Here is a 654-nt window from a genome sequence, read left to right as displayed (position 1 = left end):
GGCCATCGCTCGCATTTCCTGCGCCGCTTTCCGCGCCGAAGTCCGTTTGATCGACCAAACCGGCAAGCCCGACGCCAGCGCGTCCGCAACGCTGCTCCGGTTTCCGATCGGCGTCGGAATGACCAACTGGGGATAAGCACGGGTCAACTCGTCAAGGTGCTGCCCGTGCCGGGGATTCCGGCCATCAACCTTGCTCGGTATCATGCCAAGGAATTGCAGCGCCGGGTTCGCGCGCCGGATATTGGCGATCGTCGTCACCATCTTCTCAATGCCCTGCAAACTGTAGGCTTCAAGCTCGATGGGCGAGGCCGCAAAGTCGGCCGATAGCAACGCCGCTGCCATTCGGACCCCAAGGGAAGGGGGGGTATCTATCAGGCACACGTCAAAGCCTTCCGCCTCGATCACGGCCAGACTGCGCTTGAACGCGCCAGCAGCCGCACCGAGATCTAGTTTCTCAAGATCGGCCAACCGCGCGTCGGCGGAAAAGACAGCAATCCCCTCGGCGTTAGCCAGGTCGAATTGTGACACGGCATCGAAAAGGCCGCTCGCCAAGGCTCCGCTATCATATTCGCCAAGGGTGAAGCTGGCATTTCCTTGGGTGTCCAAGTCAATAACTGCGACCTTCAACCCCTGTTCTTTGAAGTAATAGGCAAG

General features: G+C 59.8%; 1 protein-coding gene. It reads right to left on the bottom strand.

Going from position 1 to position 654, the window contains the following annotated elements; all coding sequences use genetic code 11:
* Positions 1-654: ParA family protein (locus tag SPHV1_RS22450; protein WP_054948227.1), on the bottom strand; the 654-nt coding region annotated here is incomplete at both ends.

The sequence above is a fragment of the Novosphingobium sp. KN65.2 genome (assembly GCF_001368935.1).
Lineage (GTDB): Bacteria > Pseudomonadota > Alphaproteobacteria > Sphingomonadales > Sphingomonadaceae > Novosphingobium > Novosphingobium mathurense.
Note: the sequence above shows the minus strand (reverse complement) of the source record. Positions and strands in the feature narration are given on the sequence as shown.